2 protein-coding genes are annotated in these 1274 nt (G+C 57.1%); both read right to left on the minus strand.

The features are described from left to right. A partial coding sequence (locus tag F475_RS30165; protein ID WP_158538473.1) for an ABC transporter substrate-binding protein occupies nt 1-329 on the minus strand: 329 nt, incomplete at its 3' end. After that, nucleotides 326-1165: an ABC transporter ATP-binding protein gene (locus F475_RS30170; protein WP_064617317.1), complete on the minus strand. Its 840-nt coding sequence runs from the start codon at nt 1163-1165 to the stop codon at nt 326-328. The genes F475_RS30170 and F475_RS30165, both read right to left, overlap by 4 nt. Between the last annotated feature and the right edge of the window lie 109 nt (nt 1166-1274).

Genomic DNA, 1274 nt, shown 5'->3' on the forward strand with positions numbered 1-1274 from the left:
GCCTGACCGTAATTGACCTTGGCCAGAATCCGGCTTTGCAGCCCCCGGGAAAACCATTGATACACCGGCGGCGTACCGACATAGGCCACATCCAGCTCGCCAGCGGCCAGTGCCTGCTGGATCACCGGACCATCGCCCAAGGCCTTGAGATCGACATTCAAGCCTTCCTCGCGGTAGTAGCCCTGTTTGTCGGCGATCAACGCCGGGGCGTTGGCCATGGCGAATACGTAACCCACACGCAAGGGTTTCTCTTCGCCAGCCACGGCGAATACGCTGCTTGCCAAGGCGGCAACAGACAAGGAAAGGGCAAGCAGCGAATGTTTGATCATGCTGTCAACTCAGGTTGGCGGGTTGGGTAAGCGGAGGCTGCAGGCACTTCCATGACCTGGGAAATGCGCTCCATCAGCTCATTGCGGTAATCGAGAAAGGCCGGCAACCGGCGGGTTTTGAGGTTGGAGCGAGGGCGCGGCAAATGAATATTCAGTTCGCTGTGGATACCGCCGGGGGCGATGTTGAGCACGATGACCCGATCCGCCAGAAACACCGCTTCGTCGATATCGTGGGTAATGAACAGCACCGTCTGACCCAGTTCGGCCCAGATGCGCAAGGTCTCTTCGTTCATGCTGTTGCGGCTGATGGCATCCAGTGCAGCGAATGGCTCATCCATCAGCAACACGCTGGGCTCCAATGCCAGGGTCCTGGCCAGGGAAACCCGCTGCTGCATGCCGCCAGACAACTGATGCGGCAACCGATGCGCGGCATTCTCCAGACCGACCAGACGCAGGTACTGCAAGGCTTGAGAACGCTGCTGCGATTCGTTGATCCGAGCCGCCATTCGCAGGCCGAAACGGACGTTTTCCAAGGCGCTCAACCAGGGAAACAACTGCGGCGCCTGAAACACATAACCCAACTCCGAACGCTCTGGACGCACCGCCGTCTGGTTGATACTGATCTGACCACTTTGCGGTTGCACAAAACCTGACAACAAGTTCAGCAAGGTGGTTTTCCCGCAACCGGATGGCCCCAGGATCGCAACGAACTCACCGGGCCTGGCGTTCAGGCTGAAAGAGGAAAACACGCGATGCCCATTGGGGTAGCTGAAGCTGATGTCATCGACCGTCAGCGCATCGGCTTGCTGCTGTGCGTAAGGGAGGGTTTTGAACATGGCAAGTGTCGTCAGGTCGTTTACAATGGGAATACCTGACATAATACGTATTAATACAAGTCGTCCCAATAACCTATTTTTATAACCTTAGAAGTGAAGGCGCACCGCC

Source organism: Pseudomonas sp. URMO17WK12:I6 (assembly GCF_003253625.1).
Taxonomy (GTDB): domain Bacteria; phylum Pseudomonadota; class Gammaproteobacteria; order Pseudomonadales; family Pseudomonadaceae; genus Aquipseudomonas.

Excerpts from the sequence above, each read along its gene's own strand:
- F475_RS30170 (WP_064617317.1), bottom strand. The coding sequence starts at position 1,165 with ATGTTCAAAACCCTCCCTTACGCACAGCAGCAAGCCGATGCGCTGACG.